This is a genomic window from Flavobacterium sp. B330r, from assembly GCF_056824325.1.
This window is the reverse complement of the sequence record NZ_CP124860.1, coordinates 2,469,489-2,495,409: the sequence shown is the minus strand read 5'-3', so window position 1 is coordinate 2,495,409 and position 25,921 is coordinate 2,469,489. Positions and strand designations below refer to the sequence as shown.

Here is a 25,921-nt window from a genome sequence, read left to right as displayed (position 1 = left end):
TTTTTTTCCCTTAAAAACAGATGAAAGAAATCAATATAACAACGTCATTTACCATATTTGATACCCTAAATGAACTTCCAACTGAAATTCAGGATTTAATGCATCAAGCTATTGAGGTTAGAAAAAAAGCTTATGCACCCTATTCAAAATTTAAAGTTGGAGCCGCTTTGCTTTTAGATAACGGAAAAGTTATTTTAGGTTCTAATCAAGAAAATGCCGCTTATCCGTCTGGACTTTGTGCAGAAAGAACTGCGATTTTTTACGCAGGAAGTACGTATCCAGAAGCAAAAATCTTAAAAATGGCAATTACAGCAGCTTCAGACATCAATCAGACCACTGCCCCTATTCCGCCTTGTGGATCTTGTCGACAATCAATAGCAGAATACGAAATAAAACAAGACACCCCTATTGAAATCTATTTTATGGGAGAAATTGGTGAAATTTATAAATCATCATCCCTAAAAAATTTACTCCCATTGATGTTCGACAAAAAGTTCTTGTAAAAAAAAGCCAAAAAGTATCGTTTTAATTTTAGTTCTTAAATGTAATGTCTTATTTTTGCATCCCGACCTTTCGGGCGCAAATTTGTGGGAGGAAACTATTTTGCGTTACAGGCACAATAATCGATAACACAAACAACTTTAGCAAAAGAAAGAATTCAGATGAAAGAAGTTACAAAAGAGGTATATTTAAAGTGGTATGAGGACATGCTACTTTGGAGAAAGTTTGAAGACAAACTTGCAGCATTATACATTCAACAAAAAGTTAGAGGTTTTCTACACCTATATAATGGTCAAGAAGCTGTATTAGCTGGCGCACTGCACGCTATGGATTTGACCAAAGATAAAATGATTACTGCTTACAGAAACCACGTTCAGCCAATTGGTATGGGAGTTGATCCTAGAAACGTAATGGCAGAACTTTTAGGAAAAGCAACAGGAACTTCTAAAGGTATGGGAGGTTCTATGCACATTTTCTCTAAAGAACATGGTTTTTACGGAGGACACGGAATCGTAGGTGCTCAAATTCCTGTGGGAGCTGGTATTGCTTTTGCAGACAAATATTTCAACACTGGCGGTGTTACTATGACTTACTTTGGTGATGGTGCTGCTAGACAAGGTTCTCTTCACGAAGCTTTTAACATGGCTATGTTATGGAAACTTCCAGTTGTATTTATCGTTGAAAACAATGGTTACGCAATGGGAACTTCTGTAGAAAGAACTGCAAACCACACTGACATCTGGAAATTAGGTTTAGGTTATGAAATGCCTTGCGGACCTGTTGACGGAATGAACCCTGTAAAAGTTGCTGAAGCAATGCACGAAGCTATCGAAAGAGCACGTCGCGGAGATGGACCAACTTTCCTTGAAATGAAAACGTACCGTTACAGAGGACATTCTATGTCTGATGCTCAATTATACCGTTCTAAAGAAGAGGTTGAAGAGTATAAAAAAATCGACCCAATTACTCAAGTTCTTGACGTAATCTTGGATCAAAAATATGCTACACAAGAAGAAATTGAAGTAATTGACCAAAGAGTTAAAGACTTAGTTGAAGAGTGTGCGAAATTCGCTGAAGAATCTCCATACCCAGACTTACAACAATTATACGATGTAGTATACGCACAAGAAGACTATCCATTTACACCTCATAAATTATAATATCATGGCGATTAAAGTAACAATGCCTCGTTTGAGCGATACTATGACTGAAGGAACGGTAGCAACTTGGCTTAAAAAAGTAGGCGACAAAGTAAGCGAAGGTGATATCTTAGCTGAAATCGAAACAGACAAAGCAACAATGGAGTTCGAATCTTTTAACGAAGGAACTCTTTTACATATCGGAATTCAAGCTGGAGAAACTGCTCCAGTTGATTCATTATTAGCTATCATTGGTAAAGAGGGAGAAGATATATCTGCTCTTTTAGCTGGTGGTGATGCTCCTGCTGCTGAAGCTCCAAAAGCGGATGCTCCTGCTGCTGAAGCAAAAACTGAAACTGCTGCTCCTGCAAAAGCTGCTGAATTACCAAAAGGTGTTATAGTTGTAACTATGCCACGTTTGAGTGATACAATGACTGAAGGTACTGTAGCAACTTGGTTGAAAAAAGTTGGCGATACTGTAGCTGAAGGAGATATTTTAGCAGAAATTGAAACAGACAAAGCTACTATGGAGTTTGAGTCTTTCAATGCTGGTACATTATTATATATCGGAATTCAAGAAGGAAACACTGCTCCTGTTGACAGCTTATTAGCGATCATTGGACCTGCAGGAACTGATATTTCTGGAGTTGCTGATAACTTTACTGCTGGAGGCGCTGCAACTGCAAGTGCTCCTGCTGCAGAAGAAAAAGCTGCTCCTGCTGCTGAAAAAGCACCTGAAGCTGCTGCTGAAACTTCAAACGGAGGAAGAATTTTAGCTTCACCATTAGCTAAGAAAATTGCTTCTGACAAAGGAATCCAATTATCTCAAGTTAAAGGTTCTGGAGAAAACGGACGTATCGTGAAAAGCGATATCGAGAACTTTACTCCATCTGCTCAAGCGCAAACTGCTTCTGCACCTGCTGCTAAACAAGAAGCGTCTGCTCCTGCTGCACCAAAAGTTTTTGTTCCTGCTGGAGAAGTTTACACAGAAGAGATCAAAAATTCTCAAATGCGTAAAATCATTGCAAAACGTTTGGCAGAATCTTTATTTACTGCGCCTCACTACAACTTAGTGATCGAAGTAAGTATGGACGAAGCAATGCAAGCAAGAGCTGCTATCAATAGCGTTCCAGATACAAAAGTATCTTTCAACGATATGGTAATCAAAGCTTGTGCTTTAGCATTGAAAAAACATCCAAAAATCAACTCTCAGTGGAAAGAAGATGCTATCATCATCAACCACCACGTAAACATTGGTGTTGCTGTAGCAGTTGAAGACGGATTAGTAGTTCCTGTATTGAAATTTACAGATGCTATGAGTTTATCTCAAATTGGCGGTTCTGTAAGAGATCTTGCTGGAAGAGCTAAAAACAAAAAATTAGGACCACAAGAAATGGAAGGAAGTACTTTTACAGTATCTAACCTTGGAATGTTTGGTATTACTGAATTCAATTCAATTATCAACCAACCAAACTCTGCTATCCTTTCTGTAGGTGCAATTGTTGAGAAACCAGTAGTTAAAAACGGTCAAATCGTAGTTGGAAACACAATGATGTTATCATTAGCATGTGACCACAGAACAATTGACGGTGCAACTGGAGCTCAGTTCTTACAAACATTAAAACAATACATCGAAAGCCCAGTTACAATGTTGGCATAATTTCAAATTGCCAGCCTGAGCGAAGTCGAAGGTATCCATAATAAAATCCCGTCCCGAAGTTTTTCGGGACGGGATTTTTTGTTTAATTTTCATCCTCAAATTCAAAACCTCACAAAATGAAGAAACTAATTCTTGTTACTTTATTTCTGACAGCAATTGCCTGCCAGAAAAAAGAGCAAACAGAAAAACCAACCAACGTTGTAGACGAACACAGTTATTCTAAACCAGAACTTGCTGTTGTAAAACATCTTGATCTTGATATTAAAGTTGATTTTGATACACAGACAATTTCAGGAAAAGCATCTTGGACAATTGATAACATCTGCAAAGGGAACGAAATTATTTTCGACGAAAACACTTTAGACATCACAAAAGTAACTTTAGGCGATGACGAAAAAGAAACCAAATTCGAACTTGGGGCAGCCACTGAATTTCACGGAAAACCGCTTCATATTACAATCGAACCCAATACAACCAAAGTAAATATTTACTACAACACCACTAAAGATGCTGTGGCATTGCAATGGTTAAAACCAGAACAAACTGCAGACAAAAAGAAACCTTTTGTTTTCTCTCAAGGCGAAAGTGTTTGGTCACGCACATGGATTCCGTGTCAAGATTCACCTGGAATTCGTTTTACTTACAATGCAAAAGTTACGGTTCCTAAAGATTTATTAGCCGTAATGAGCGCTGTAAATCCGCAGAAGAAAAATGATACCGGAGTTTATACTTTCAAACAAGACAAAGCAATTCCTTCTTATTTAATGGCAATTGCCGTTGGAGATATTGATTTTCAAGCCATCGACAACAGAACTGGAGTTTACGCAGAACCATCTGTTCTAAAAAGCGCTGCTTATGAATTTGCTGAATTAGGAAAAATGGTAAATGCTGCCGAAAAACTATACGGACCATACCGCTGGGGACGTTACGATGTTCTAGTTTTACCTCCAAGTTTCCCTTATGGCGGAATGGAAAATCCAAACTTGACTTTCTTAACTCCGGGAGTAATTGCTGGAGATCGTTCTCTTACGAGTTTACTAGCACACGAATTGGGACACAGCTGGAGCGGAAACTTAGTTACAAACGCAACTTGGGATGATATTTGGTTAAACGAAGGTTTTACTACTTATGTTGAGCATAGAATTGGAGAAGCAATCTTCGGGAAGAAAGAATTTGACATGCAGAATGTTATCACCAATAAAGAATTGGTTGATAATGTTGCCGAATATGGAGATACAAATCCAGACACAAGATTAAAAGTTAGCTTGACAGGAAGAAACCCTGATGAAGGTATCAGTATGATTCCTTACGTAAAAGGATATGCTTTTTTAAGAGTTATTGAAAATGCTGTCGGGCGTGAAAAATTCGATCCGTTTATTAAAAATTATTTTGATTCTCACGCTTTTCAATCTATTACAACAGAAGATTTCGTTAAATACATCAACGAAAACCTTATTAAAGGCGACAAAGCTTTAGCAGATAAAATCCAATTAGACAACTGGATTTACAAACCAGGAATTCCGTCAAACATTCTTCCTGTAAGTTCTGCAGATTTTGATGCCATTGATGCTATTCAAAAAAGCTGGAGAGAAACTGGCGTTGCAGGTTTAAGCAAAAAAATCACAACTACAGCAGAAAAACAGCATTTTATTGATCATCTTCCTGTTGATATTACTGCAAAAGAAATGGAAGCAATTGATAAAGAATTCAACTTTACTAAAGGCGGTAATTTCATCATTAAACGCCAATGGTTTGTTCAGGCAATTCGTCATCAATATAAAGCAACAAATCCTGCAATTGAACAATTCCTAATTGGAAGCAGCAGAACTGGCTCTATTATGATGCTTTATAAAGAAATGGTTAAAACTCCAGAAGGAAAAATTTGGGCTAAACAAGTATTTGACAAAGCTAAATCTGGCTATCATGCAACTACAATTCAGGATGCTGAAGGTGTTTTGAAATAATTTTTTCAAGATTATAACTCTAAAAAGTGGCTGTTCTTTAGGAATAGCCACTTTTTTTTTACGCCTTATTTGTCATTTCGACGAAGGAGAAATCTTCACAAGAAGCTCGACAAAGATTGGATTCTCATTGCGGAGTTACTCGCGAAGATTTCTCCTTCGTCGAAATGACAAGATTGTGTTAATTGTTTGCAGAATTTCTAGTGCGATCCTTCCTTCATCAGGATGATAAATAAACGAAAACAATCTTATGAAAATGAGTGTTCTAGCCCCGATAGAAGTGAAAATCCTTTTGTACCGGGGTTCGGCACAAAAGATTGCAACGGATAGCGGGATTAGCTCCTGAAAACCACTGGGAAAAATTATCCATCACATAGCGTACATTCTCCATGTTTTAAAATCTGTAATCGTCGCAACTTTGTAATGTCAAAAGACAACAACAAATAATAGCAATTAAATATTAAATAAAATGACACGATTAACAGCTTTAAACCCAGAAGAAGTAACAGGAAAAACTAAAGATTTATTCAACGCAGTTCAGGCAAAATTAGGCGTTGTTCCAAACATGATGAGAACAATGGGAAATTCTCCAGCCGTTTTGGAAGGATATTTGAATTTGAGCGGTGCATTAAGCCACGGAAAATTAAGCGCAAAAACAGGTGAATTAATTGCATTGGCGGTTTCAGAAAGCAACTCTTGCGATTATTGTTTAGCAGCTCACACCTTTATTGGAGAAAAATTGGTAAAAGCAGATCCAGCAGTTTTAAAAGCAGCAAGATCTGGAAATTCTGATGATGCGAAAACAGAAGCGATTTTACAATTGGCTAAAACACTAATCAGCAAAGGCGGTCTAGTAAATGACGAAGATGTAAACAAAGCTAAAAACGCAGGAGTTTCTGATGCTGAAATTGCAGAAACTATCGCTCATGTAGCTTTGAATGTATTGACAAACTACTTTAACAATGTAGCAAATACCGAAATTGATTTTCCAGCAGTTTAATCAAGATTTGCACATTCACTATAACAAAAAACAATTTATAAAGATAGTTGTGAATTTATTTCATAACTATCTTTATATTTTCAAAAACAAGACCGAATATGAGCGCTCAAAATGTTTTCACTTTAATAAATCCGCAGAATGGAAATTTGGCCTTTAAAATCCTTCCTTTTGAAGACAACAGCTATTTTGATCATTTGCAGCGAAACAATTATTACTCTTTAATTTGGGTAACCAAAGGAAAAGGCAAAGTAAAAGCCGATTTTGCAGAACATCATTTTGAAGAAAATTCACTTCTCGCCTTTTCGCCTTACCAGCCTTTTATGCTTTGTGTAAGCGAACCAATTGAAGGAATCGCAATCCATTTTCATTCTGATTTCTATTGCATTCACATGCATCAAAAAGAAGTTTCTTGCAATGGCGTTTTATTCAATAATATTTATCAGCCTCCGTATGTTCAGGTTACAGAACAAGCTTCACAAACTTTTAATATGGTAATTGATCAGATGAAAGCTGAAATTCAAAATGCAGAATTGGCGCAGTATGAATTATTGATTTCTTATTTGAAAATATTTCTAATTACCGCTTCAAGATTAAAAACAGAACAATTGGAAGAAATGAAATCGGTTCCAGATTCTAAAGAACCCGTAATTCTCCAAAACTTAAAAGATGCCATTGAACTGAATTTTAAAACGAAACATTCTGCTGGAAACTATGCTGAATTATTGAACATTTCTCCAAAAGCCTTGGCAAAATTATCTAAGAATTATTTCAATAAAACCTTAACAGATTTAATTTCGGAAAGAATCATCATTGAAGCCAAAAGGGAATTATACATGACCAACAAAACGGTCAAAGAAATTGCATACGAATTAGGTTATGATGATGAACATTATTTCAGTCGTTTCTTTAAAACTAATGCCGATGTTTCCCCACAAATTTATCGCGAAACGGTAGGTTTTGGAAAAATGGATGCTTAGTTTAGAGCCGCAGTTTGCTGATTACTGTAAAACTGTTACTAATTACTTATTTTTCGCTTCTATCCATTTAGACATGTATCTCGTACTTGTATAAGCGTGATGCTGGAGCAGATTTCCCATGAAATTATGAAGACGATGGCTTTTAGAATCTATTAAAAGTGAATTTATCAATGAAATCAATTGACTTGAATAAGTGCCTTTCTGATAGCATTTATTAATGATTTCGATTCCGTTTTTTTGAGATTGTTTCCAAAGATTTTCGTCTTGATAAAGTGCAATTGCTTTTTTTGCAAACTCAACCGAATCATCTTCAATAAAACCATTCCAAGGCAAATTTTCATGCATTGCTTCAGAACCAATTGACGTTGTCGCACTTGGCGTTCCACATTGCATGGCTTCTAAAAGTTTACCTTTTAAACCCGCACCAAAACGAATTGGCGCTAGAACTACTCTAGCTTTTTTCACAACTTCATTGGCATCTTCAGCCCTTCCCATTATATAAAAACCATTTTTTGGCTGATGCAATTGCAGTACTTTTTGTGAGGGATATGCTCCGTAAACTTCCAAAATGGCTTCTGGAAAATCTCTTTTTATAGAAGGCCAGATTGCTTCTTTCAAATATTGAACGGTATTCCAATTTGGTTCATGAAGAAAGTTTCCAATGAAAATGAAATTTTTTCGTTCATCAAAAGAAGGCAATTTCAAAAGTTCTTCTTCTTTCATTTCATCCACCAAAAAAGGAAGATAAAAAAATAAGTCTTCATTAATTTTGAAAACATCTTTTAGAATATTCATTTCGAATTCAGAAATAATCAAAGACAGATCACATCTTAAAATACTGGCAATTTCTCGTTTTGCCACTTCTTCAGATAACAAATCTTGGATTTCAAAAATGCGATTTTCCTTGAAAGCTTTTTGCCTCGCCGTTCTTAAACAATGCACATCTTCTGTGTCTAAAATTCTAATCGCTTTTGGGCACTTTTCAATTACGCGCCACCCAAATTGTTCTTCAATCATAAAGCGATCAAACAAGACAACATCTGGATTTAATTCCAAGATAAAATCATCAAAAGTGGAAGAATTGAGCTCGATGTTCTTTTTTATTACTCCAAACTCAGACAAATCAACCATAAAATTACTATCCTGAGCCGCACTTGCAAAAGTAATTTCGAATCCATTTTCTTTGAAAATAGAAATCAATTGCATCATTCTTCCACCTGCTGCAGAAGACTTTGGCTCGGGCCAGACAAACCCTATAATTAAAAGTTTTTTGATTTGATTCATAATCTTTGTTTCATATTACAAAATAATACTATTTTCCGCGGATTTGCACCCAATTTCCTGAAATTCGGTCGTAAAAAAACACTAATTTTGCAAAATCTAAATGGTCGGAAATTATGTTGGGATTAAAATTAGCTACAGACCCTCGCTGGGTAAATATCGTTGAGTCAAATATCGAAGAAATTTTAACGGATCATGCCTGGTGCGAACAAAAAGCGGCTTCAAATGCGATTAGTATAGTTACTTACAACTCTGAACTCGAAGAATTGGTAACCGAAATGCTTGAAATTGCAAGAGAAGAACTGGAACATTTTCAGATGGTTCATAACATTATAAAGCAACGCGGACTTGCTTTAGGCCGCGAAAGAAAAGATCATTACGTAAATGTACTTTTTAAATTCATGAAAAAAGATGGTAGCCGTAGAGATGCACTTTGTGATCGATTATTGTTTTCTGCAATGATCGAAGCTAGAAGTTGCGAACGCTTTAAAGTACTTTCTGAAAACATTAAAGATGAAGAATTAGCAAAATTCTACCGCGATTTAATGATCTCTGAAGCTGGCCATTACACTACATTTTTAGGATTTGCCAGAAAATATCAAGATAATATTGATATCGATAAACGCTGGAAAGAATGGATTGAATATGAAGGTTCGATTATTACTAATTATGGTAAAAACGAAACCGTTCACGGATAAATTACGCTCTTTTTTATTACTCTATTTTCATATTTAAACACCACTATTCGCTATGCAGAAAAGTAAATCCAGATCAATCGTTTTTAAAATTGCGAAGTATTTCGGAATAACTTTCGCGGTTATTATAGGATTATTATTTTTAACGCCTATCGTCTTTGAGGATCAAATAAAAGAGCAAATAAAGAAAACAGCTAATGAAAGATTAAGCGCAGAACTAAATTATTCTGACGTTTCTGTCTCATTCTTCCGCCATTTTCCTTCTCTTACTTTAACTTTAGATAATTTAAGTTTAAATGGTTCAGCTCCATATACAAACGAAAAATTTATCACTGCAAAAGAGGTTTCTTTTGGAATCAATGTAGCGAGTCTTATTTTCAGCAAATCGGTAAAAATTGACCAGATCTATTTATCCGATTCTTTTATAAATGTAAAAGTGAATCCAAATGGAGAAGCCAATTACAACATTTATAAATCTCAAGAACAGGCTTCGCAACCAAAAGACAGCTCCGACACTGCCTTAAAACTAGAGCGAATTGAGATTTTGAATAGTAAAATTATTTACGACGATAAGTCGACAAAAGTCCATTTTGATGCTTACGGATTTAATTATTTAGGAAAAGGAGATTTGAATAAAGCCGTTTTTGATTTGTATTCGAAAGCTAAAATCGAGAAATTGAATATCGTTTATGAAGACGAACCATATTTAATGAACAAAAAAATTGATGCTGATTTGATCACAAAAGTCAACATCAACTCGCTTTCTTTCTTTTTCCAACAAAACAACCTTAAAATCAATCAGCTTCTGGTGGACTTTAAAGGAAAATTTGACATTTTGAAAGATGGTTACAACATGGATTTTGTTATTAAATCTGACAATAGCAATCTATATGATGTTTTTACCGCTTTTCCTCCAAAATACATTACTTGGCTTTCTAAAACCGAATTGAAAGGAAATACGAATCTTTTACTGACCTTAAAAGGAAAGTATATTGCTTCGGAAAATATTGCTCCAGATTTGAACTTAGATGTAAAGATAAATGACGGTTTTGTCAATTATAACAAAAGCGCATTCCCTGTTTCAAACTTAAATTTAGACATCAAAACTAAAGTTCCGTCTTTAAATCCGGATCTGGTTATTGTCGATGCAAAAAACCTTTCCTTGAACATTAATCAGGATTATTTAAAATCTACATTTTTGGTTAAAGGAATAAACACACCCGAAATTAACGCCGATTTCAAAGCTAAAATTGATCTTGAAAAACTAACCAAAGCACTCGGAATTCCTGATATTGAGCTAAAAGGAGCTTTGGCTGGAGATGTAAAAGCAAACGGAGTATTCGATCAAAAAAACAAGCGTTTTCCTGTTACAAACGGAATCATTAATTTAGAAAATGGTTATTTAAAAACACCGTATTACCCAAATCCGATTACAAACATCACTATTAAGTCTAAAATCGAAAACCAAAAAGGAACTTTTGAGGATTTAAAAATAAACTTAACCCCAACTCAATTTACTTTTGAAGGAAAACCGGTTTTTGTGCAAGCTTATTTAAGCAATTTTGACGATTTAAATTACGACATAAAAGCAAAAGGAGAATTGGATGTGAGCAGAATTTATAAAGTTTTCTCGCAAAAAGGCCTTGATCTTGACGGTTTCGTAAAAGCAGATTTGTCTTTGAAAGGAAAACAAAGCGATGCCGAAAAAGGAAATTACAGCAAACTAAACAATAAAGGAACTCTTGAATTAAGAAACATCGGAATTGCTTCTGAATATCTTCCAAAGAGATTCATTATCAAAGAAGGAATTTTCAAAATCAATCAGGATAAAATGTCGTTCAATAATTTCTTGGCCGCTTACGGACAATCTGATTTTAAAATGAATGGTTATTTACAGAATGTTTTCAATTACGCCATGACCAATACAGGCGTTTTAAGAGGCTCTTTTAAAGTTACTTCTCGATATATCAATATTGACGAATTTATGTCGAGTGTAGATCCTAATACACCTGTAACACAAAGTCCAGCTCCAAAAACAGAAGCCAAACAATCAAACAACACCCAAACTGGCGTTATTATCATTCCAAACAATTTGAATTTACAGTTATTCGCAAATGCACAAAAAGTTAATTTCGACAAACTAAATCTGCAAAATGCAACTGGAAATTTAACCATAAAAAATGGTAAATTAACTATGCAAAATACTGGTTTCAACCTAATTGGATGCAACGTTTCTATGAACGCCAATTATCAAGCTGTAACTCCGCAAAAAGCAAATTTTGATTATGCTATAAAAGCTACTGATTTTGATATTAAAAGAGCGTATAATGAAATCGAAGTTTTTAGAAAAATGGCCAGCGCTGCAGAAAAAGCACAAGGGATTGTTTCTTTAGATTATCAATTAAAAGGTCGCTTAAATGCAAATATGGATCCTGTCTATCCTTCTCTTGTAGGTGGCGGGACACTTTCTGTAAAAGATGTAAAAGTGAGAGGTTTGAAAATGTTTAATGCTGTAAGCAAACAAACAAATTCAGAGTCTATGAAAAATCCAGATCTTTCTAAAGTAGATATTAAAACAACCGTTAAAAACAATATTATAACTGTAGAGCGCTTTAAATTTAAGTTTGCTGGCTTTAGACCAAGAATCGAAGGAACATCAAGCCTAGACGGAAGACTTAACCTAAAAATGCGTTTAGGACTGCCTCCTTTCGGTATTTTTGGAATTCCATTAACCGTAACAGGAACACAGGATAATCCAAAAGTAAAAGTGGGAAGAAAAACTGAAGACTTGGAAGAAACTAAGGATACTGAAGATTAAAAATTTCAAATTCCAAACTCGATCTCAACATATCAACCTTTGTCATAGTGTAAAATTTTGACAAAGGTTTTTTTATATAAATTTGATAAAGTTTTACTCCCTTAAATCATGGCTATTCCGACAAACAAAGAAGAATTGCAAACTGCAATCAAAACCAATTACAGTAAGCTCAAAAAAGAGTTGTCTAAAACTCCTGAAGAATCCACCACAATTCCAAATTTACAGGGGCATGCAAAAGATACATTAATGAGCATTAACAATCTTGTTTCTTATTTAATAGGATGGGGAGAATTGGTGCTAAAATGGAACACAAAGAAAGAACTAAACGAAACGGTCGATTTTCCTGAAACAGGTTACAAATGGAATGAATTGGGAAAACTGGCACAAAAATTCTATAAGGATTATGAAAAAGACGACTTTAATACCTTATGCACTAAACTAAACAATACCGTTCAAAAGATTCTTTCTTTAATTGAAGAGAAATCTAATACAGAATTATATGAAACCGCTTGGTATGAAAAGTGGACATTAGGCAGAATGATACAATTTAATACGGCATCTCCTTACAATAATGCAAGAGGCAGAATTCGCAAGTGGAAAAAAGAAAACAATATTTTATAATTTCAATTAAGAAAAGACAAATTTAGAAACATACAAAATCCCTTTGCCCATCAACCACAACAATAAAGCAAGTCCCAATAATTTCCAAGCCCAACCTCTTCCTCTTTTCCAATTTGAGAAAAAAGAAAAAACTTCCATATACTTTATTATTACAAATAAGGTTGATCCTATAATGGCAAACCAGATCACTTCGTATAAACCAAAATAAAAACCATACAGAAAAACCGCACCAAGAAAAAGGAACGTTACCAATTGTATAAAATAATAATTTCTAAAACTGTATTTATGATTCATTTTTAATGACAGTATTAAAAATGAAAAAATCTCCAAACTTATGAATGCCGCAATAACATTATAAAAAACAGCATTCCATTGCAGCACAAGAACAATAGTCAAAACAACCGCTACAACTGTACATGCAGCTAGAGAATTGACACTTCTTTCTCTATATACTTCATTCTTAAAAGGAAATAAAATTGGATACATAAATTTTTCCAATGTACGCCAAAACGGTAAAGCATAAATTGCAGCAATTGCTGAAACCACAATTTCGTAGTTATAAAAAATATCTGTGGGAACTTTATACAATACATACCAAAGAGCCAATGTAACCAAAACAGCTGGCAGACATATTGTTTTTATGGTCTCCCACGGATCTTTTCCCCAGAAATTACTTCCGATCTCAAAAACGTATTTTTTAACCCAATATTCTCTAGTAAACAAAGCCGTTGACTGACTCCATAATAAAAATAGTCCCAAATGAATACTTACTGTTCGCACTACAAAATCCTCAACAGAAACGGCATAAAAGATACAAGCGACTCCTACTATCAAAAGTTCAAAAGTCAACAATAAAGGAGAAAATAAATATCTTAAAACAGGCTCTAAACGCTTGAGAAGAAATCCAATCCACAAACTCCAATATTTTTTAAAGAGCGCAATAACCGCACAAATAGCTATAAAGGCCGACAAATAAAACATCCAGTTCGTAAACAATTGAGTCTGCATCCAAATTTGAACTCTGGAGTTTTTTTGAGGTTCGTAGATTACTTTGGAATTTTCAAAAATCTGCTGCGCTAATTCATCTCTCGTTTTAGAATCAAACTCTGGAAACAATCTTTTGTTTTCCTCCCAAAATTGATCTGTTTTAAAGCCATTCCTTTTTAGAACTTCAAATTCATATAAAGTTTTTTTCTGTTTTTCATTTAAAGAACTTAAATGACTTACAATATTTTCCGAAGGAGTATTTGCATAAGCGCCAAGACAGCACAACAAAAACAATATTAAAATCTTTTTCAAACTTTTTTATTTAAAGAGGCTAACAAATGTAAGTTTTAAAGTCTTTCCAAAAAAGTCATAGAAATAAAAAAACCCGATCATTTCTGAACGGGTTTTTTATAAAAAGTAATCTTTGATTATTAAGCCTCGAAAGGAATAATAGATACATAAGATTTGTTATCTCTTTTCTTTTGGAACTTAACAACTCCAGCAACTCTTGCGTGAAGAGTGTGATCTTTACTAATGTAAACGTTTTCACCTGGATTATGTTTTGAACCTCTTTGTCTAACGATGATGTTCCCAGCAATAGCAGCTTGTCCACCATAAATCTTAACGCCTAAACGTTTTGATTCTGATTCTCTACCATTCTTCGAACTACCGACACCTTTCTTGTGAGCCATGACGTATGAGTTTAAATATTGTTATTATTCTTTAGTAGCTTCTTTTTTAGCTTTTGGAGCTGCTTTTTTAGCTTTTGGAGCTTCTACTTCTTCAGTAGCTGCTTCTTCTGCTACAACCGCTTTTTTAGCTGCTGCTTTTTTAGTTCCTCCTGCTGCAGTAATACCTTCAATTACAATTTGTGTAAGATATTGTCTGTGACCATTTCTTTTTTTGTATCCTTTTCTTCTTTTCTTTTTGAAAACGATAACTTTATCACCTTTTAAGTGTTGTAACACTTTAGCTTCTACTGAAGCACCTTCTATAGCTGGGGCGCCTAAAGTTACATTTCCATTATCATCTAATAAAAGAACTTTGTCAAAAGAAACTTTTGAACCTTCTTCATTAGCTAAACGGTGAACATAAACCTTTAAGTCTTTGCTTACTTTAAATTGTTGCCCTGCTATCTCTACGATTGCATACATATCAAATTGATTTATTGAATTTTAAGGTTGCAAATATACAACTAATAATTTACTATGCAACCCATACAAGCAAAAATATTTTTACCCGAAAAAACCTTGTTTTTCAAGTAGTTCTGCACATAAAACACAATTAATTTAAAGTAAAAGATTGTTAAAATCGTATTTATTTAAAAACAAATCTACAATTCGTAATTAAAAAAAACTATTTTTGATGTAACCAAAATCAACTCTTGTCTACCTACTATATGTTGATATTTTAAAATTATTAATCTTTATGAAAAAATCAGTAATGATGTTAAGTGCTGCATTAATGCTTGGCGGAGTGGCTCATGCCCAAAAAGTAGCTTTCGAAGAATACGACTTAGACAATGGCCTACATGTCATTTTACACAATGACTCTTCTGCCCCTGTCGTTATCACTTCGGTAATGTATCATGTGGGATCAAAAGACGAACGTCCTGACAGAACTGGATTTGCTCACTTTTTTGAACATCTATTATTTGAAGGAACCCAAAATATAAAACGTGGGGAATGGATGAAAATTGTTACTGCAAATGGAGGCGTAAACAACGCCAACACATCTGATGACCGAACTTATTATTATGAAGTTTTTCCTTCTAACAGTTTAGAACTTGGTTTATGGATGGAATCTGAAAGATTAATGCATCCTATTATTAATAAGATTGGAGTTGACACGCAGAATGAAGTCGTAAAAGAAGAAAAAAGAATGCGTTATGACAATCAGCCGTACGGAAATATTCTTCCTGAGGTTAAAAAGAATATGTTCCAAAATCATCCTTATAGATGGACCACAATTGGTTCTATGAAAGATTTGGATGCAGCAACTCTTGAAGAATTCCAGGCTTTTAATAAAAAATTCTATACTCCAAATAATGCCGTTTTGGTCGTTGCAGGAGATTTTGAAAAAACAAAAACAAAAGAATGGATTCAGAAATATTTTGGACCAATTCCAAAAGGTGAAGAAGTTAAAAAACAAACTTACACAGAAGAACCTATAAACCAAACCATTAAAGCAACTTACGAAGATCCGAATATTCAGATCCCAATGATTGTAGCTTCATACAGAACGCCTTCAATGAAAACAAGAGACGCAAGGGTTTTAGATTTGATTTCTTCTTATTTAAGTGATGGGAAAAGTTCTAAACTTTACAAAAAAATAGTTGACGACAAAAAAATGGCGTTACAAATTGGCGCAGTAGGATTTAGTCAAGAAGATTATGGAATGTACATTCTTTACGGCCTACCAATGGCACCATACACCATTAATGATATTTTAAAGGAAATGGATGAGGAAATTGTAAAAATCCAAACCGATCTTATTTCCGAAAAAGATTATGAAAAATTACAGAATAAATTCGATAACAATTACGTAAATGCCAATGCAAGCGTAGAAGGAATTGCAGAAAATCTGGCTTCTTATTATCTTCTTTACGGAGATGTCAATTTAATTAATACCGAAATCGACATTTACCATTCTATTACGAGAGAAGAAATTAGAGAAGTTGCCAAAAAATACCTGAATCCGAATCAGCGTTTGATTTTAGATTATGTTCCTACTGCCAAATCTCAAAACTAAGAATATCGAATCATGAAAAAAATATATCCTTTTTTAATCCTTATTTTCCTAACTGGAATTATGCAAGCACAAGATCGTCCACAACCCAAACCAGGAAATGCCCCAGTAGTCAACATCAAAAAACCGCAGACCTTTGTTTTAGCAAACGGAATGAAAGTTTTAGTTGTTGAAAACCACAAATTACCTAGAGTGAGCTATACACTTACTTTAGATAATGCTCCGTTTACTGAAGGCAACAAAAAAGGGGTTGATGAATTGACCAGCAGCTTAATTGGAAACGGAACTAAAAAAACAACCAAAGAAGCTTTTAACGAAGAAATTGATTTTTACGGAGCTAATATCAACTTTACTTCTCAAGGCGCCTATGCAAGTTCATTGTCAAAGTATTCTGGCCGCGTTTTAGAGCTATTAGCAGAAGGTGCTTTACAACCCAACTTCACTCAAACTGAATTTGATAAAGAAAAAGCAAAACTTTTGGAAGGTCTTAAAGCCGATGAAAAAAGTGTTCCTGCCATTTCAAACCGAGTAGTTGACGTTTTGGCTTTTGGAAAAAATCATCCGGTAGGAGAATATCTTTCTGAAGAGACTGTAAAAAATGTAACTCTTGCTGATGTTCAAAACAATTACAATACTTATTTCGTTCCAGAAAATGCTTATTTAGTTATTATTGGTGACGTCAAATTTAAAGAAGCAAAAACTGCTGTTGAAAAATTATTCAGCGGATGGAAAAAGCAGACTGCACCAAAAAACACTTACCCAACTCCAGTAAATGTTTCGAGCTTACAAATCGATTTTGTTGATGTTCCAAATGCGGTTCAATCTGAAATTTCATTAGTAAATACGGTAAATTTAAGAATGAACGATCCAGATTTTTTTCCTGCCGTTATTGCCAATCAAATTCTTGGAGGCGATTTTAATAGCTACTTAAACATGAATTTACGCGAACAGCACGCTTGGACTTATGGAGCAAGTTCTAGCATTGGGAGCGGGAAATATGTTACTAAATTTAAGGCTTCATCTGCTGTTAGAAATACGGTAACAGATAGCGCTGTTGTTCAATTCGTTAAAGAAATAAAGCGAATTAGAACAGAAAGAGTTGATCCAGAAGTTTTAAGAAATGTAAAAGCAGGCTATATTGGAAGATTTGTAATGCAAGTTGAAAAACCGCAAGCTGTTGCGCGTTACGCCTTGAACATTGAAACAGAAAAACTTCCTGCAGATTTCTACGAAAAATACATTCAGACCATTAACAATGTTACTGCCGATGATATTTATCGTGTGGCCAACAAGTATTTCTTGTTAGACAATATGCGTATCGTAATAGTTGGCAAAGGTTCTGATGTACTTCCTGGTTTAGAAAAATTACAAATTCCGATTCATTATTTCGACAAATACGGAAATCCAGTTGAAAAACCTGCTACAAAAAAAGAGGCTCCTAAAGATGTTAGCGCAAAAACGGTTTTTGAAAACTATATTAACGCAATTGGTGGAGAAAAAGCTGTTACCGCAGTAAAAACATTATACATGAATGGCACAACAACTGTTCCGCAGGCCCCTAATCCATTAACGTTTACCTCTAAATTAGATTCGAAAGGAAAAATGATGGTTTCGCTTTCTATGGGAACTATGAATTTAATGAAACAGGTGGTTAACGAAAAAGGTGCTTACGTTGAACAGCAAGGCCAAAGAAAAAACCTTGAAGGTGAAGATTTAGCCGAAATGAAAGCTAATGCCGCTCCTTTTGAAGAATTACAACTTGTAAAAAGAACAGACCTTAAAGTAGAAGGAATTGAACCAATTAACGGAAATGATGCTTACGTAATTAAAGATGGCAAAACAAAGTATTATTACGACGTTAAATCTGGATTAAAAACAGCCGAATCTAAAGTTCGCGAACAAGGCGGAAAATCAGTTGAACAAATCACTAATTTCAATGATTATAAAGAAGTAAAAGGCGTTAAAGTTCCTTTTAACTTAGTTCAGAATGTTGGTTTTGAATTAGATATTAAGATGTCTGATATTAAGATTAACGAAGGGGTTTCTGAGAAAGATTTTCTTTAAAAGATGCTAAGTTCTGAGACACTAAGATACTAAGTTGCTAAGGGCCTAAGACTTTAAGGCTTTGTCAAAGTTTAAAACTTTGACAAAGCTTTTTTTTATTCATTACGTTTTGTCAGGCTAAGCGACTCCGCGATATTAGAAAAAAACTCTCTTTTGTTAGGCTGAATGAAGTCGAAGCCCCACCCCTATTGGAACGCCTTTCTCCCCAAGCCTCGGAATCGCTCAGGGAGACATTCGCATCAAATCACATTTTACATTTTACAAGTAACATTTCACAATTCAAATCACTTCTTAGCCGACAAATAAACTCCAATTAAAATAATAAAAGCGCCAACAGATTGAATTGGCGTCAGGAATTCATTATCTAAAAGTCCCCAGAAGAATGCTACGATCGGAATTAAATATGTCACAGATGTTGCAAAAACTGGCGATGACATCTGAATCAGCTTGAAGAAAAGAATGTTGGCGATTCCTGTCCCAAGAACACCTAAAATCGCTACAAAAAGTATAGAATGCTGTGTTTCTGCAAAATGTATTTTCTGACTGATATCGGTTGTACTTAAAATGATTAATGCAGGTAAAAGTAAAACTGCAAAATTTCCTGTTGTAATACTTACAGAATTTAGATCGTGAAGATATTTTTTAATTAGATTTACGTTAATAGCATAACTAAGCGTTGCAATAACAACCAATAAAACATAGAGGTAATTTTGAGTTCCACTTGCAGAATCTCCGCTTAAAACCAAAAGCAGACAACCTACAAGTCCGACAAAAACGCCTAAAACCTGTCGTTTTTGAAACTGAATCCCAAATGCTATAATTCCTAGAATCAAAGTGTTTAATGGCGTTAACGAATTTAAAATCGCAACTATCGAACTATTAACCTGAGTTTCTGCAATAGCAAAAAGATAAGCCGGTATAAAAGTCCCGAAAAGCGAAGTTATGGCGACAAATTTCCATTGGCGGCGCGAAATCTTTTTCAGACTATTAAAACCCACAATCAATAAAAACAAAGCAGCAAAAATAATTCGGAACGATCCTACCTGAACAGCACTTAAGCCAATCAATCCTTTTTTTATTAGAATAAAAGAGCTTCCCCAGATAAGAGAAAGTATCGTTAAGTAAATCCACTTTAACTGTTTTGTTTCCATAAATTGTTATTTACTGCAAATTTGTAATTATTTTACGGACTAAGCATTCTCTTTTTATTAATTTTGCAAGAATCTTATTCGCAATTTTTAAATTTATATATAATGAAAATTTCAAAAATCTTATTCGCTGCAGCAATCGCTGGTTTAGTATTTGTTGGCTGTAAAAAAGCAGAAGACAAAAGTCTTGAGGTTGTAAATGCAGAAAAAAGTGCTCCAAAAGAACACAAACCTATTGCTGCCGAAAATCTTCAAACAGCAAGCTTCAAAATTGACGGAATGACTTGTGCTATGGGATGCGCAAAAACAATAGAAGAAGAATTAGCTAATCTTGACGGAGTTGACAAAGCAACAGTTGATTTTGACAAAAAAACTGCAACGGTAAGTTTTGACAAAACAATCCAAAACTCAGAATCTTTAACAAAAGTGGTTCAAGAAACTGGAGATGGGAAAACATATAAAGTTTCGAATTTTAAATCGTAAACAGATCAATTACAATAAAAAAAGGAATCCGATTTGGATTCCTTTTTTTATTTCCATTTCAACGTTTCCATCAAACGCTGCATATCATTTTTAACGTAACTCGCGGCAGGCATAATCGAGTCGAAATTTGGTTTTGCATAAAAATACACAGAACCTATTAAAAAATGTTTTGTGCTATCTGTAACGTAAAATTGAGAGTTTGTCGCTGCATTTCCGTCAACTTGATAAAACATTCCGTAAACCTTTTTCTGCGGATTTAAATACGGCTGTTCCAAAATATCATCGGCTTTAATAACGTGTTCGTAAGTCAGTTTTTGTGCATCACGCAATAACTTATCAATATTTCCATTTACTGGCTTATATGTCAAATAAATCGTTGCTTTCATCTTTGGATACGTGATTGCAAATCCGCATTCTTTCTCTCCTTTGATGATTGCATCTTCATTCATTTCGAAAGCAAACGGACAATTGTTTTCAAAATTCACATATTTTGCTTCCGGATAATCTAATCGCAGGTAACTTGCTGGTTTTGGCAAAACATCATTTTTACAGCTTATAACCGTTAGAGCAAGCAAAATTGCTGTTATTGAAAGTATTTTATTAAACATTTTTATTTATTGTTACTTTTATTTGTTTTACACGCTTTTTATCAACTGTTTCTACAGTGAAAATACAGTTTTCAAAAGGCACTTTTTGATCTTTTTTCGGAAAATTACCCAAAATCTCCAGAATGAATCCGGCCAATGTTTCGGCTTCTCCTTTATGAGCTTCAAAGACATCTTCATCGACATCTACAATTCGATAGAAATCTTTCAGGTTTATTTTTCCTTCAAAAAGAAAATTATTCTCATCGATCTGCGAGAAGTTTAGATTTTCATCGTCAAACTCATCACTAATATCACCAACAATTTCTTCGATAACATCTTCTAAAGAAACTAATCCAGAAGTACCTCCATATTCATCAACCACAATGGCTAAATGGCTTTTTAAGCTCTGAAAATCCTTTAGCAGATTATCTAATTTTTTATTCTCAGGAACAAAAAAGGCTTCTCTAATCAAAGAAGTCCAGTCAAATTCTTCTTTCTCAATATGAGGCAATAAATCTTTTACGAAAAGTACGCCTTCAATCTGATCGATATTATCTCGATAAACCGGAATTCTCGAAAAACCTGTTTCTATTATTTTAGGATAAATCTCCGCAAATGTTTCTGATATTTCCAATGCAAAAATATCAATTCTCGGACTCATTACCTGTTTTGTATCTGTATTTCCAAAAGAAACAATTCCTTCTAGAATTTTCTGCTCTTCTGTAGATGTTCCTTCCGAATCAGTAAGTTCCAATGCCTGAGAAAGTTGATTGACAGAAAAATTACTTTTTTGCTTTCCTAATTTATTTTGAAAATATATAGTAACGGCACGCATTGGCAAACTAACCGGAGAAAGCACTTTGTCTAAAAATGCCAGCGGATACGCAACTCGCTTAGCAAAACGAATACTATTTCTGCTAGCGTAAACTTTAGGAAGAACTTCGCCAAATAATAAAATTAAAAAAGTAACTAAAATTACCTCTAGAGTAAACTTAAAGGCTGGCGAACTTATGTTGGCAAAAATATTTTGCCCTATATAAGCGAACAGGATTACTACACCAATATTAAAAAAGTTATTCGCAACCAATAAAGTTGCCAAAAGTTTTTTAGGCTTTTCTAGTAGATTCGAAATAATTTTACCTTTTGCTGGACTATCATTTAAAGAATCATCGATGTCTTGCTGTGATAAAGAAAAAAGAGCTACTTCAGCACCAGAAACGATTGCTGAAAGAAATAATAAAATAAAAATTCCGACGAAACCAATAATTAAATTGGCGTCAAGATTTGTAGAAAAAAGTAAACTGGGCTCTGGGTCCAAATTGCATAAAATTAGTTAAACATCGCTTAAAAGGGCAGATCGTTAATTGGAAGCCCTTCAGGAGCATCAAAGTTAGTGTTTTTTGCCGACTCTGTATCCTGGTTTTGTTTAGTATACGCAGTTTCTTTTTTAGTTGTCAGGAAAGTAAACTCCGTTACCTGAATTTCGGTCGTATATTTTGTCGTCCCATCTTCTGTTTGCCACTGGCGAGATTTTATTCTTCCTTCGACATAAATTTTGTCTCCTTTAGAAAGATATTTTTCGCAAATCTCTGCGGCTTTATTACGCACAACCAAATTATGCCATTCTGTAGAAGTTATCTTTTCATTAGTCGTTTTATTGATATATACCTCATTGGTAGCCAGCTGAAAACGTCCGATGCAGTTTCCTCCATCAAAATAATGCATCTTTACATCATCGCCTAAATGGCCAATAAGCATCACTTTATTTAATGTTCCGTTCATAGTTTTGGTGGTATTTCTCCCAAAGATACATTTTTTTAGCAATTTATTTCTTGCTTTTCTATAAAATTATACAACACAATAGGAAAAGGAAAAGTTTTCAATTTTTGAGCATCTACTCCGTTTTCGACTTCCTCTTTCACTTTAATTTTCCAAAATTGAATATGCAAATGTTGGTGCGAAAGCTTGTGTATAAGCATCGATTCGTTGCAATCTTCTATACTTATAATAGTATACTTTGTAAAAATTTCATTTTTGACTGTTTGAGAAATCTCGTCAAAATCAACAATTGATTGCGTTTCCAATAACGGAAACTCATATAAATTATGCCAAATTCCTTTTGCAGTTCTTTTTTGAATTAATGTGTTTCCTGAAGCATCTTCTAAAATCAAATAATTAAAGTAACGATTGGTCACTTTTACCTTTTTTGACTTAACAGGAAGCATATTTACTTTTCCTTTTTGCAAAGCAGCACAGCTTTCGTTAAAAACACAAATCGCACAATTAGGACTTTTAGGAACACATTGCAGCGCACCAAACTCCATTATGGCCTGATTGAATATCGCTGGATTATCTTTAGGCATTAATTGCTGTGCCAAAGCGGCAAACTCTTTTTTGGTTGCAGGAAGCGCAATATCAGATTCAATATCAAAATAACGAGCCAAAACCCTAAACACATTTCCATCTACAACAGGAACCGCTTCATTATAAGAAAAAGAAGCTATTGCAGCAGCTGTATATTCGCCAACACCTTTGAGTTTTAGCAGCTCTTTATAAGAATCAGGAAAAACTCCATTTAAGTCATTAGATATATATTGAGCCGTTTTATGAAGATTACGAGCGCGAGAATAATACCCCAGACCTTGCCAAAGTTTCAAAACTTTCTCTTCTGAAGCATCTGCTAAATGTTTTACAGTAGGAAATTCCTGAGTAAATGAAAAAAAATAAGGCATTCCTTGCGCAACTCGCGTCTGCTGAAGCATGATTTCTGAGAGCCAAATCTGGTACGGATCGACCGTTTTTCGCCACGGTAAATCACGCTGGTGCTGTAAATACCATTTTATCAATATGTTATAAAAATCCATTGCAAAATACTTAGATTACAAAAGTAAATGTTTATGTAATTAAAATTTAACGAATTAGCTTGATTAATTATTTTTTTAATTCCTATATTTGCAAACTCAAAAAAATAGTACACCATTTATAAAATAAAATAGGAAAGAAAATGACGAAAGCAGATATCGTAGCGAAGATTTCAGAGAAGCTAGGTCTTGAAAAAGGAGACGTTCAAGCAACAGTAGAAACTTTTATGGAAGAAGTTAAAACTTCTTTAGAGACTGGAGACAATGTATACCTTAGAGGTTTTGGTAGTTTTATCGTTAAAACTAGAGCTGAAAAAACTGGAAGAAACATTTCTAAAAACACTACTATTAAAATTCCAGCACACAACATTCCTGCTTTCAAACCTGCAAAAGTTTTTGTAGAAGGAGTTAAAACCAACAACGAAGCAAAATAATATTAATTAACATAAATCTGACACAATATGCCAAGTGGTAAAAAAAGAAAGAGACATAAGGTAGCTACTCACAAACGTAAAAAAAGAGCGAGAGCTAACCGCCACAAAAAGAAAAAGTAGTTTTAAACTACTTTTTTCTTTTTAAACGTTCATTGAAATTGAAAATTAGTATTCAGTCATCAGTTTTTAGTCTTCAGTCTACTGATTACTTAGAACTACAAACTGCAAGCTGATTTTCCCCGGGTTCAATACCTGTTAAAATATTGTTTAATCCATCTGTAGATAAGATTTTAGATTTTAGACTTAAGATTTTAGATTTTTATTAATCTATACTCTTCTCTCTTTTTCTATTTTCTGAAAAAACAGATAAAAATTTACAGTGTGAATAAAGAATTAATCATTAGATCTAGTTCTGAAGCAGTAGATTTTGCCTTATTAAAAGATGGAAAACTAATTGAATTACACAAAGAAGAAGAAAAAAGCAACTTTCAGGTTGGTGATATTTTTATTGCCAAAATCAGAAAACCAGTTGCTGGACTTAACGCCGCTTTTGTAAATGTAGGCTTCGAAAAAGATGCCTTTTTACATTATCACGATTTGGGTCCAAATCTAGCTTCTCAGCTGAAATTCATAAAACTTGTAAGCGCAGGTAAATTAAAAGATTTCTCCCTAAAAACCTTTCAGTTTGAAAAAGAGATTGACAAAGATGGCATCATTACTGATATTTTAAGTGCCAATCAATCTGTCTTAGTTCAAGTAGTTAAAGAACCTATATCAACCAAAGGCCCAAGAATAAGTGCTGAGCTTTCTCTTGCCGGAAGATTTATTGTTCTAGTTCCTTTCTCTGACCGTGTTTCTATTTCTCAAAAAATAGAGGACAAAAAAGAAAAGGATCGTCTAAAAAAACTTGTTCTATCGATCAAACCTAAAGGATTTGGTGTTATTGTTCGTACAGTAGCCGAAGGCAAAAACGTAGCCGAATTAGAAAAAGATTTGCAGAACCTGCTTGGCAGATGGTCTGCAATGTGTAAAAAATTACCAACTGCTCATCATCCATCAAAAGTATTAGGAGAGCTTAATAGAGCTTCTTCGATATTAAGAGATGTATTTAATGATACCTTCAGTGGTATTCAAATAGATGATGAAGAGTTGTACCATCAAACGAAGGAATATTTGCAAGAAATTGCACCTTCAAAACAATCGATTGTTAAGTTTTATCAATCAAATGACACTCCCATTTTTGAGAAATACAATATAGAGAGACAAATCAAAACTTCTTTTGGCCGAACTGTTTCCATGAGCAAAGGTGCGTATCTTATTATAGAACACACTGAAGCGTTACACGTTATAGACGTAAACAGCGGAAACCGTTCTAATAAAGCGACCAACCAAGAAGACACAGCCATGGAAGTGAATATGATTGCCGCAGCAGAAATCGCACGACAACTTCGTTTGCGTGATATGGGCGGAATAATCGTAGTTGATTTTATCGATATGTCTAATCCAGAAAACAGGAAAGTTTTGTTCGACTTCTTGCGAGAAGAAATGAGCGACGATAAAGCAAAACATAAAATATTACCGCCGAGTAAATTTGGTTTGGTCCAGATTACAAGACAGCGCGTAAGACCAGAAGTGAATATCAAAACCAGAGAGGAAGATCCTAACAAACATAATGGTGAAATTGAAGCTCCAATTTTAATCATTGATAAGATCACCGCTGATTTAGAAAGACTTTTAAAAACCCACAATAAGGTTGTACTAAACACACACCCGTTTGTGGCTGCATACCTCAGTAAAGGTTTTCCATCATTACGTTCAAAATGGTTTTTTGAACATAAGAAATGGGTGAAAATCATACCTCGTGACGCTTACACGTACTTAGAATACCATTTCTATGATAAAAAAGGAAATGTTATTTCAGAATAAATCAAAAACCGCCTTTCGTGAGATTGGCGG

Annotated in this window: 23 protein-coding genes; 14 read left to right on the top strand and 9 right to left on the bottom strand. The window is 34.4% G+C overall.

What is annotated here, in order from left to right; genetic code table 11:
- Nucleotides 1-20: 20 nt before the first annotated feature.
- From cdd to QLQ95_RS11215, 6 genes are all read left to right on the top strand, one after another.
- Nucleotides 21-503: a cytidine deaminase gene (gene cdd, locus QLQ95_RS11240; protein ID WP_095928017.1), complete on the top strand. Its 483-nt coding sequence runs from the start codon at nucleotides 21-23 to the stop codon at nucleotides 501-503.
- Between the two features lie 159 nt (nucleotides 504-662).
- Nucleotides 663-1,661: a pyruvate dehydrogenase (acetyl-transferring) E1 component subunit alpha gene (gene pdhA, locus QLQ95_RS11235; RefSeq protein ID WP_095928018.1), complete on the top strand. Its 999-nt coding sequence runs from the start codon at nucleotides 663-665 to the stop codon at nucleotides 1,659-1,661.
- Nucleotides 1,662-1,665: 4 nt separating this feature from the next.
- Nucleotides 1,666-3,300, top strand: coding sequence for a pyruvate dehydrogenase complex dihydrolipoamide acetyltransferase (locus QLQ95_RS11230; RefSeq protein WP_095928019.1), 1,635 nt, complete (start codon nucleotides 1,666-1,668; stop codon nucleotides 3,298-3,300).
- A gap of 116 nt (nucleotides 3,301-3,416) precedes the next feature.
- Entirely contained in the window at nucleotides 3,417-5,264 is a 1,848-nt protein-coding gene (locus QLQ95_RS11225) for a hydrolase/aminopeptidase (RefSeq protein WP_482503845.1), read from the top strand.
- 466 nt (nucleotides 5,265-5,730) lie between these two features.
- Nucleotides 5,731-6,261 (top strand): carboxymuconolactone decarboxylase family protein, encoded by a 531-nt coding sequence (locus QLQ95_RS11220; protein ID WP_379795917.1) that lies wholly within the window; start codon nucleotides 5,731-5,733, stop codon nucleotides 6,259-6,261.
- Nucleotides 6,262-6,359: 98 nt separating this feature from the next.
- Nucleotides 6,360-7,238 (top strand): helix-turn-helix domain-containing protein, encoded by an 879-nt coding sequence (locus tag QLQ95_RS11215; RefSeq protein WP_320493371.1) that lies wholly within the window; start codon nucleotides 6,360-6,362, stop codon nucleotides 7,236-7,238.
- A 42-nt stretch (nucleotides 7,239-7,280) separates the two neighbouring features.
- On the opposite strand, the gene QLQ95_RS11210 is transcribed toward QLQ95_RS11215, so the two are convergent.
- Nucleotides 7,281-8,522, bottom strand: coding sequence for a glycosyltransferase (locus QLQ95_RS11210; protein ID WP_482503844.1), 1,242 nt, complete (start codon nucleotides 8,520-8,522; stop codon nucleotides 7,281-7,283).
- A gap of 113 nt (nucleotides 8,523-8,635) precedes the next feature.
- Between QLQ95_RS11210 and QLQ95_RS11205 the strand changes: the two genes are divergently transcribed.
- The 3 genes from QLQ95_RS11205 (at nucleotide 8,636) to QLQ95_RS11195 (ending at nucleotide 12,653) form a co-directional block, all read left to right on the top strand.
- Nucleotides 8,636-9,217: a MiaE family protein gene (locus QLQ95_RS11205; protein ID WP_095928023.1), complete on the top strand. Its 582-nt coding sequence runs from the start codon at nucleotides 8,636-8,638 to the stop codon at nucleotides 9,215-9,217.
- 52 nt (nucleotides 9,218-9,269) lie between these two features.
- Complete coding sequence (locus tag QLQ95_RS11200; protein ID WP_482503843.1) at nucleotides 9,270-12,032, top strand: AsmA family protein; 2,763 nt, start codon at nucleotides 9,270-9,272, stop codon at nucleotides 12,030-12,032.
- A 108-nt stretch (nucleotides 12,033-12,140) separates the two neighbouring features.
- Nucleotides 12,141-12,653, top strand: coding sequence for a ClbS/DfsB family four-helix bundle protein (locus QLQ95_RS11195; protein WP_095928025.1), 513 nt, complete (start codon nucleotides 12,141-12,143; stop codon nucleotides 12,651-12,653).
- Between the two features lie 6 nt (nucleotides 12,654-12,659).
- On the opposite strand, the gene QLQ95_RS11190 is transcribed toward QLQ95_RS11195, so the two are convergent.
- The 3 genes from QLQ95_RS11190 to rplU all read right to left on the bottom strand — a co-directional run bounded on the left by QLQ95_RS11190 (nucleotide 12,660) and on the right by rplU (nucleotide 14,794).
- A complete protein-coding gene (locus tag QLQ95_RS11190; protein ID WP_482503842.1) occupies nucleotides 12,660-13,952 on the bottom strand; it encodes a hypothetical protein in 1,293 nt (430 codons plus the stop codon).
- Nucleotides 13,953-14,071: 119 nt separating this feature from the next.
- Nucleotides 14,072-14,332, bottom strand: a complete 261-nt coding sequence (gene rpmA / locus QLQ95_RS11185; protein WP_012023622.1) for a 50S ribosomal protein L27 — start codon at nucleotides 14,330-14,332, stop codon at nucleotides 14,072-14,074.
- Between the two features lie 24 nt (nucleotides 14,333-14,356).
- A complete protein-coding gene (gene rplU, locus QLQ95_RS11180) occupies nucleotides 14,357-14,794 on the bottom strand; it encodes a 50S ribosomal protein L21 (protein ID WP_073412831.1) in 438 nt (145 codons plus the stop codon).
- Nucleotides 14,795-15,068: 274 nt separating this feature from the next.
- On the opposite strand from rplU, the gene QLQ95_RS11175 reads away from it, so the two are divergent.
- Both QLQ95_RS11175 and QLQ95_RS11170 read left to right on the top strand, forming a co-directional pair.
- The gene (locus QLQ95_RS11175; protein WP_482503840.1) at nucleotides 15,069-16,391 is read left to right on the top strand and encodes a M16 family metallopeptidase; all 1,323 of its coding nucleotides are present in this window, start codon (nucleotides 15,069-15,071) and stop codon (nucleotides 16,389-16,391) included.
- Between the two features lie 12 nt (nucleotides 16,392-16,403).
- On the top strand, nucleotides 16,404-18,452 hold the full coding sequence (locus QLQ95_RS11170) for a M16 family metallopeptidase (protein ID WP_172426840.1): 2,049 nt from the start codon (nucleotides 16,404-16,406) through the stop codon (nucleotides 18,450-18,452).
- A gap of 284 nt (nucleotides 18,453-18,736) precedes the next feature.
- On the opposite strand, the gene QLQ95_RS11165 is transcribed toward QLQ95_RS11170, so the two are convergent.
- Entirely contained in the window at nucleotides 18,737-19,603 is an 867-nt protein-coding gene (locus tag QLQ95_RS11165) for a DMT family transporter (RefSeq protein ID WP_095928029.1), read from the bottom strand.
- Nucleotides 19,604-19,705: 102 nt separating this feature from the next.
- Between QLQ95_RS11165 and QLQ95_RS11160 the strand changes: the two genes are divergently transcribed.
- On the top strand, nucleotides 19,706-20,083 hold the full coding sequence (locus QLQ95_RS11160) for a heavy-metal-associated domain-containing protein (RefSeq protein ID WP_320493376.1): 378 nt from the start codon (nucleotides 19,706-19,708) through the stop codon (nucleotides 20,081-20,083).
- 47 nt (nucleotides 20,084-20,130) lie between these two features.
- On the opposite strand, the gene gldD is transcribed toward QLQ95_RS11160, so the two are convergent.
- Genes gldD through mutY form a run of 4 tightly spaced genes read right to left on the bottom strand, consistent with a single transcriptional unit; the run spans nucleotide 20,131 to nucleotide 23,534 of the window.
- Nucleotides 20,131-20,691, bottom strand: a complete 561-nt coding sequence (gene gldD, locus QLQ95_RS11155; protein ID WP_320493377.1) for a gliding motility lipoprotein GldD — start codon at nucleotides 20,689-20,691, stop codon at nucleotides 20,131-20,133.
- On the bottom strand, nucleotides 20,684-21,988 hold the full coding sequence (locus QLQ95_RS11150) for a gliding motility-associated protein GldE (protein WP_320493378.1): 1,305 nt from the start codon (nucleotides 21,986-21,988) through the stop codon (nucleotides 20,684-20,686). Before QLQ95_RS11150 ends, gldD begins: the two co-directional genes overlap by 8 nt.
- Nucleotides 21,989-22,014: 26 nt before the next feature.
- Nucleotides 22,015-22,452, bottom strand: coding sequence for a single-stranded DNA-binding protein (locus tag QLQ95_RS11145; protein ID WP_095928033.1), 438 nt, complete (start codon nucleotides 22,450-22,452; stop codon nucleotides 22,015-22,017).
- Nucleotides 22,453-22,487: 35 nt separating this feature from the next.
- Nucleotides 22,488-23,534, bottom strand: a complete 1,047-nt coding sequence (gene mutY, locus QLQ95_RS11140) for an A/G-specific adenine glycosylase (protein ID WP_428237151.1) — start codon at nucleotides 23,532-23,534, stop codon at nucleotides 22,488-22,490.
- A gap of 140 nt (nucleotides 23,535-23,674) precedes the next feature.
- Between mutY and QLQ95_RS11135 the strand changes: the two genes are divergently transcribed.
- A complete protein-coding gene (locus QLQ95_RS11135) occupies nucleotides 23,675-23,965 on the top strand; it encodes an HU family DNA-binding protein (protein WP_007805026.1) in 291 nt (96 codons plus the stop codon).
- 381 nt (nucleotides 23,966-24,346) lie between these two features.
- Nucleotides 24,347-25,891 (top strand): Rne/Rng family ribonuclease, encoded by a 1,545-nt coding sequence (locus QLQ95_RS11130; protein ID WP_248729267.1) that lies wholly within the window; start codon nucleotides 24,347-24,349, stop codon nucleotides 25,889-25,891.
- The last annotated feature ends 30 nt before the right edge of the window (nucleotides 25,892-25,921 follow it).

Coding starts and splice junctions, on each gene's coding strand:
- QLQ95_RS11205 (WP_095928023.1), top strand. CDS start 8,636: ATGTTGGGATTAAAATTAGCTACAGACCCTCGCTGGGTAAATATCGTT.
- QLQ95_RS11225 (WP_482503845.1), top strand. CDS start 3,417: ATGAAGAAACTAATTCTTGTTACTTTATTTCTGACAGCAATTGCCTGC.
- rplU (WP_073412831.1), bottom strand. CDS start 14,794: ATGTATGCAATCGTAGAGATAGCAGGGCAACAATTTAAAGTAAGCAAA.
- QLQ95_RS11210 (WP_482503844.1), bottom strand. CDS start 8,522: ATGAATCAAATCAAAAAACTTTTAATTATAGGGTTTGTCTGGCCCGAG.
- QLQ95_RS11230 (WP_095928019.1), top strand. CDS start 1,666: ATGGCGATTAAAGTAACAATGCCTCGTTTGAGCGATACTATGACTGAA.
- QLQ95_RS11215 (WP_320493371.1), top strand. CDS start 6,360: ATGAGCGCTCAAAATGTTTTCACTTTAATAAATCCGCAGAATGGAAAT.
- QLQ95_RS11175 (WP_482503840.1), top strand. CDS start 15,069: ATGAAAAAATCAGTAATGATGTTAAGTGCTGCATTAATGCTTGGCGGA.
- QLQ95_RS11200 (WP_482503843.1), top strand. CDS start 9,270: ATGCAGAAAAGTAAATCCAGATCAATCGTTTTTAAAATTGCGAAGTAT.
- cdd (WP_095928017.1), top strand. CDS start 21: ATGAAAGAAATCAATATAACAACGTCATTTACCATATTTGATACCCTA.
- QLQ95_RS11145 (WP_095928033.1), bottom strand. CDS start 22,452: ATGAACGGAACATTAAATAAAGTGATGCTTATTGGCCATTTAGGCGAT.
- QLQ95_RS11160 (WP_320493376.1), top strand. CDS start 19,706: ATGAAAATTTCAAAAATCTTATTCGCTGCAGCAATCGCTGGTTTAGTA.
- mutY (WP_428237151.1), bottom strand. CDS start 23,534: ATGGATTTTTATAACATATTGATAAAATGGTATTTACAGCACCAGCGT.
- QLQ95_RS11135 (WP_007805026.1), top strand. CDS start 23,675: ATGACGAAAGCAGATATCGTAGCGAAGATTTCAGAGAAGCTAGGTCTT.
- rpmA (WP_012023622.1), bottom strand. CDS start 14,332: ATGGCTCACAAGAAAGGTGTCGGTAGTTCGAAGAATGGTAGAGAATCA.
- QLQ95_RS11195 (WP_095928025.1), top strand. CDS start 12,141: ATGGCTATTCCGACAAACAAAGAAGAATTGCAAACTGCAATCAAAACC.
- pdhA (WP_095928018.1), top strand. CDS start 663: ATGAAAGAAGTTACAAAAGAGGTATATTTAAAGTGGTATGAGGACATG.
- QLQ95_RS11170 (WP_172426840.1), top strand. CDS start 16,404: ATGAAAAAAATATATCCTTTTTTAATCCTTATTTTCCTAACTGGAATT.
- gldD (WP_320493377.1), bottom strand. CDS start 20,691: ATGTTTAATAAAATACTTTCAATAACAGCAATTTTGCTTGCTCTAACG.
- QLQ95_RS11165 (WP_095928029.1), bottom strand. CDS start 19,603: ATGGAAACAAAACAGTTAAAGTGGATTTACTTAACGATACTTTCTCTT.
- QLQ95_RS11220 (WP_379795917.1), top strand. CDS start 5,731: ATGACACGATTAACAGCTTTAAACCCAGAAGAAGTAACAGGAAAAACT.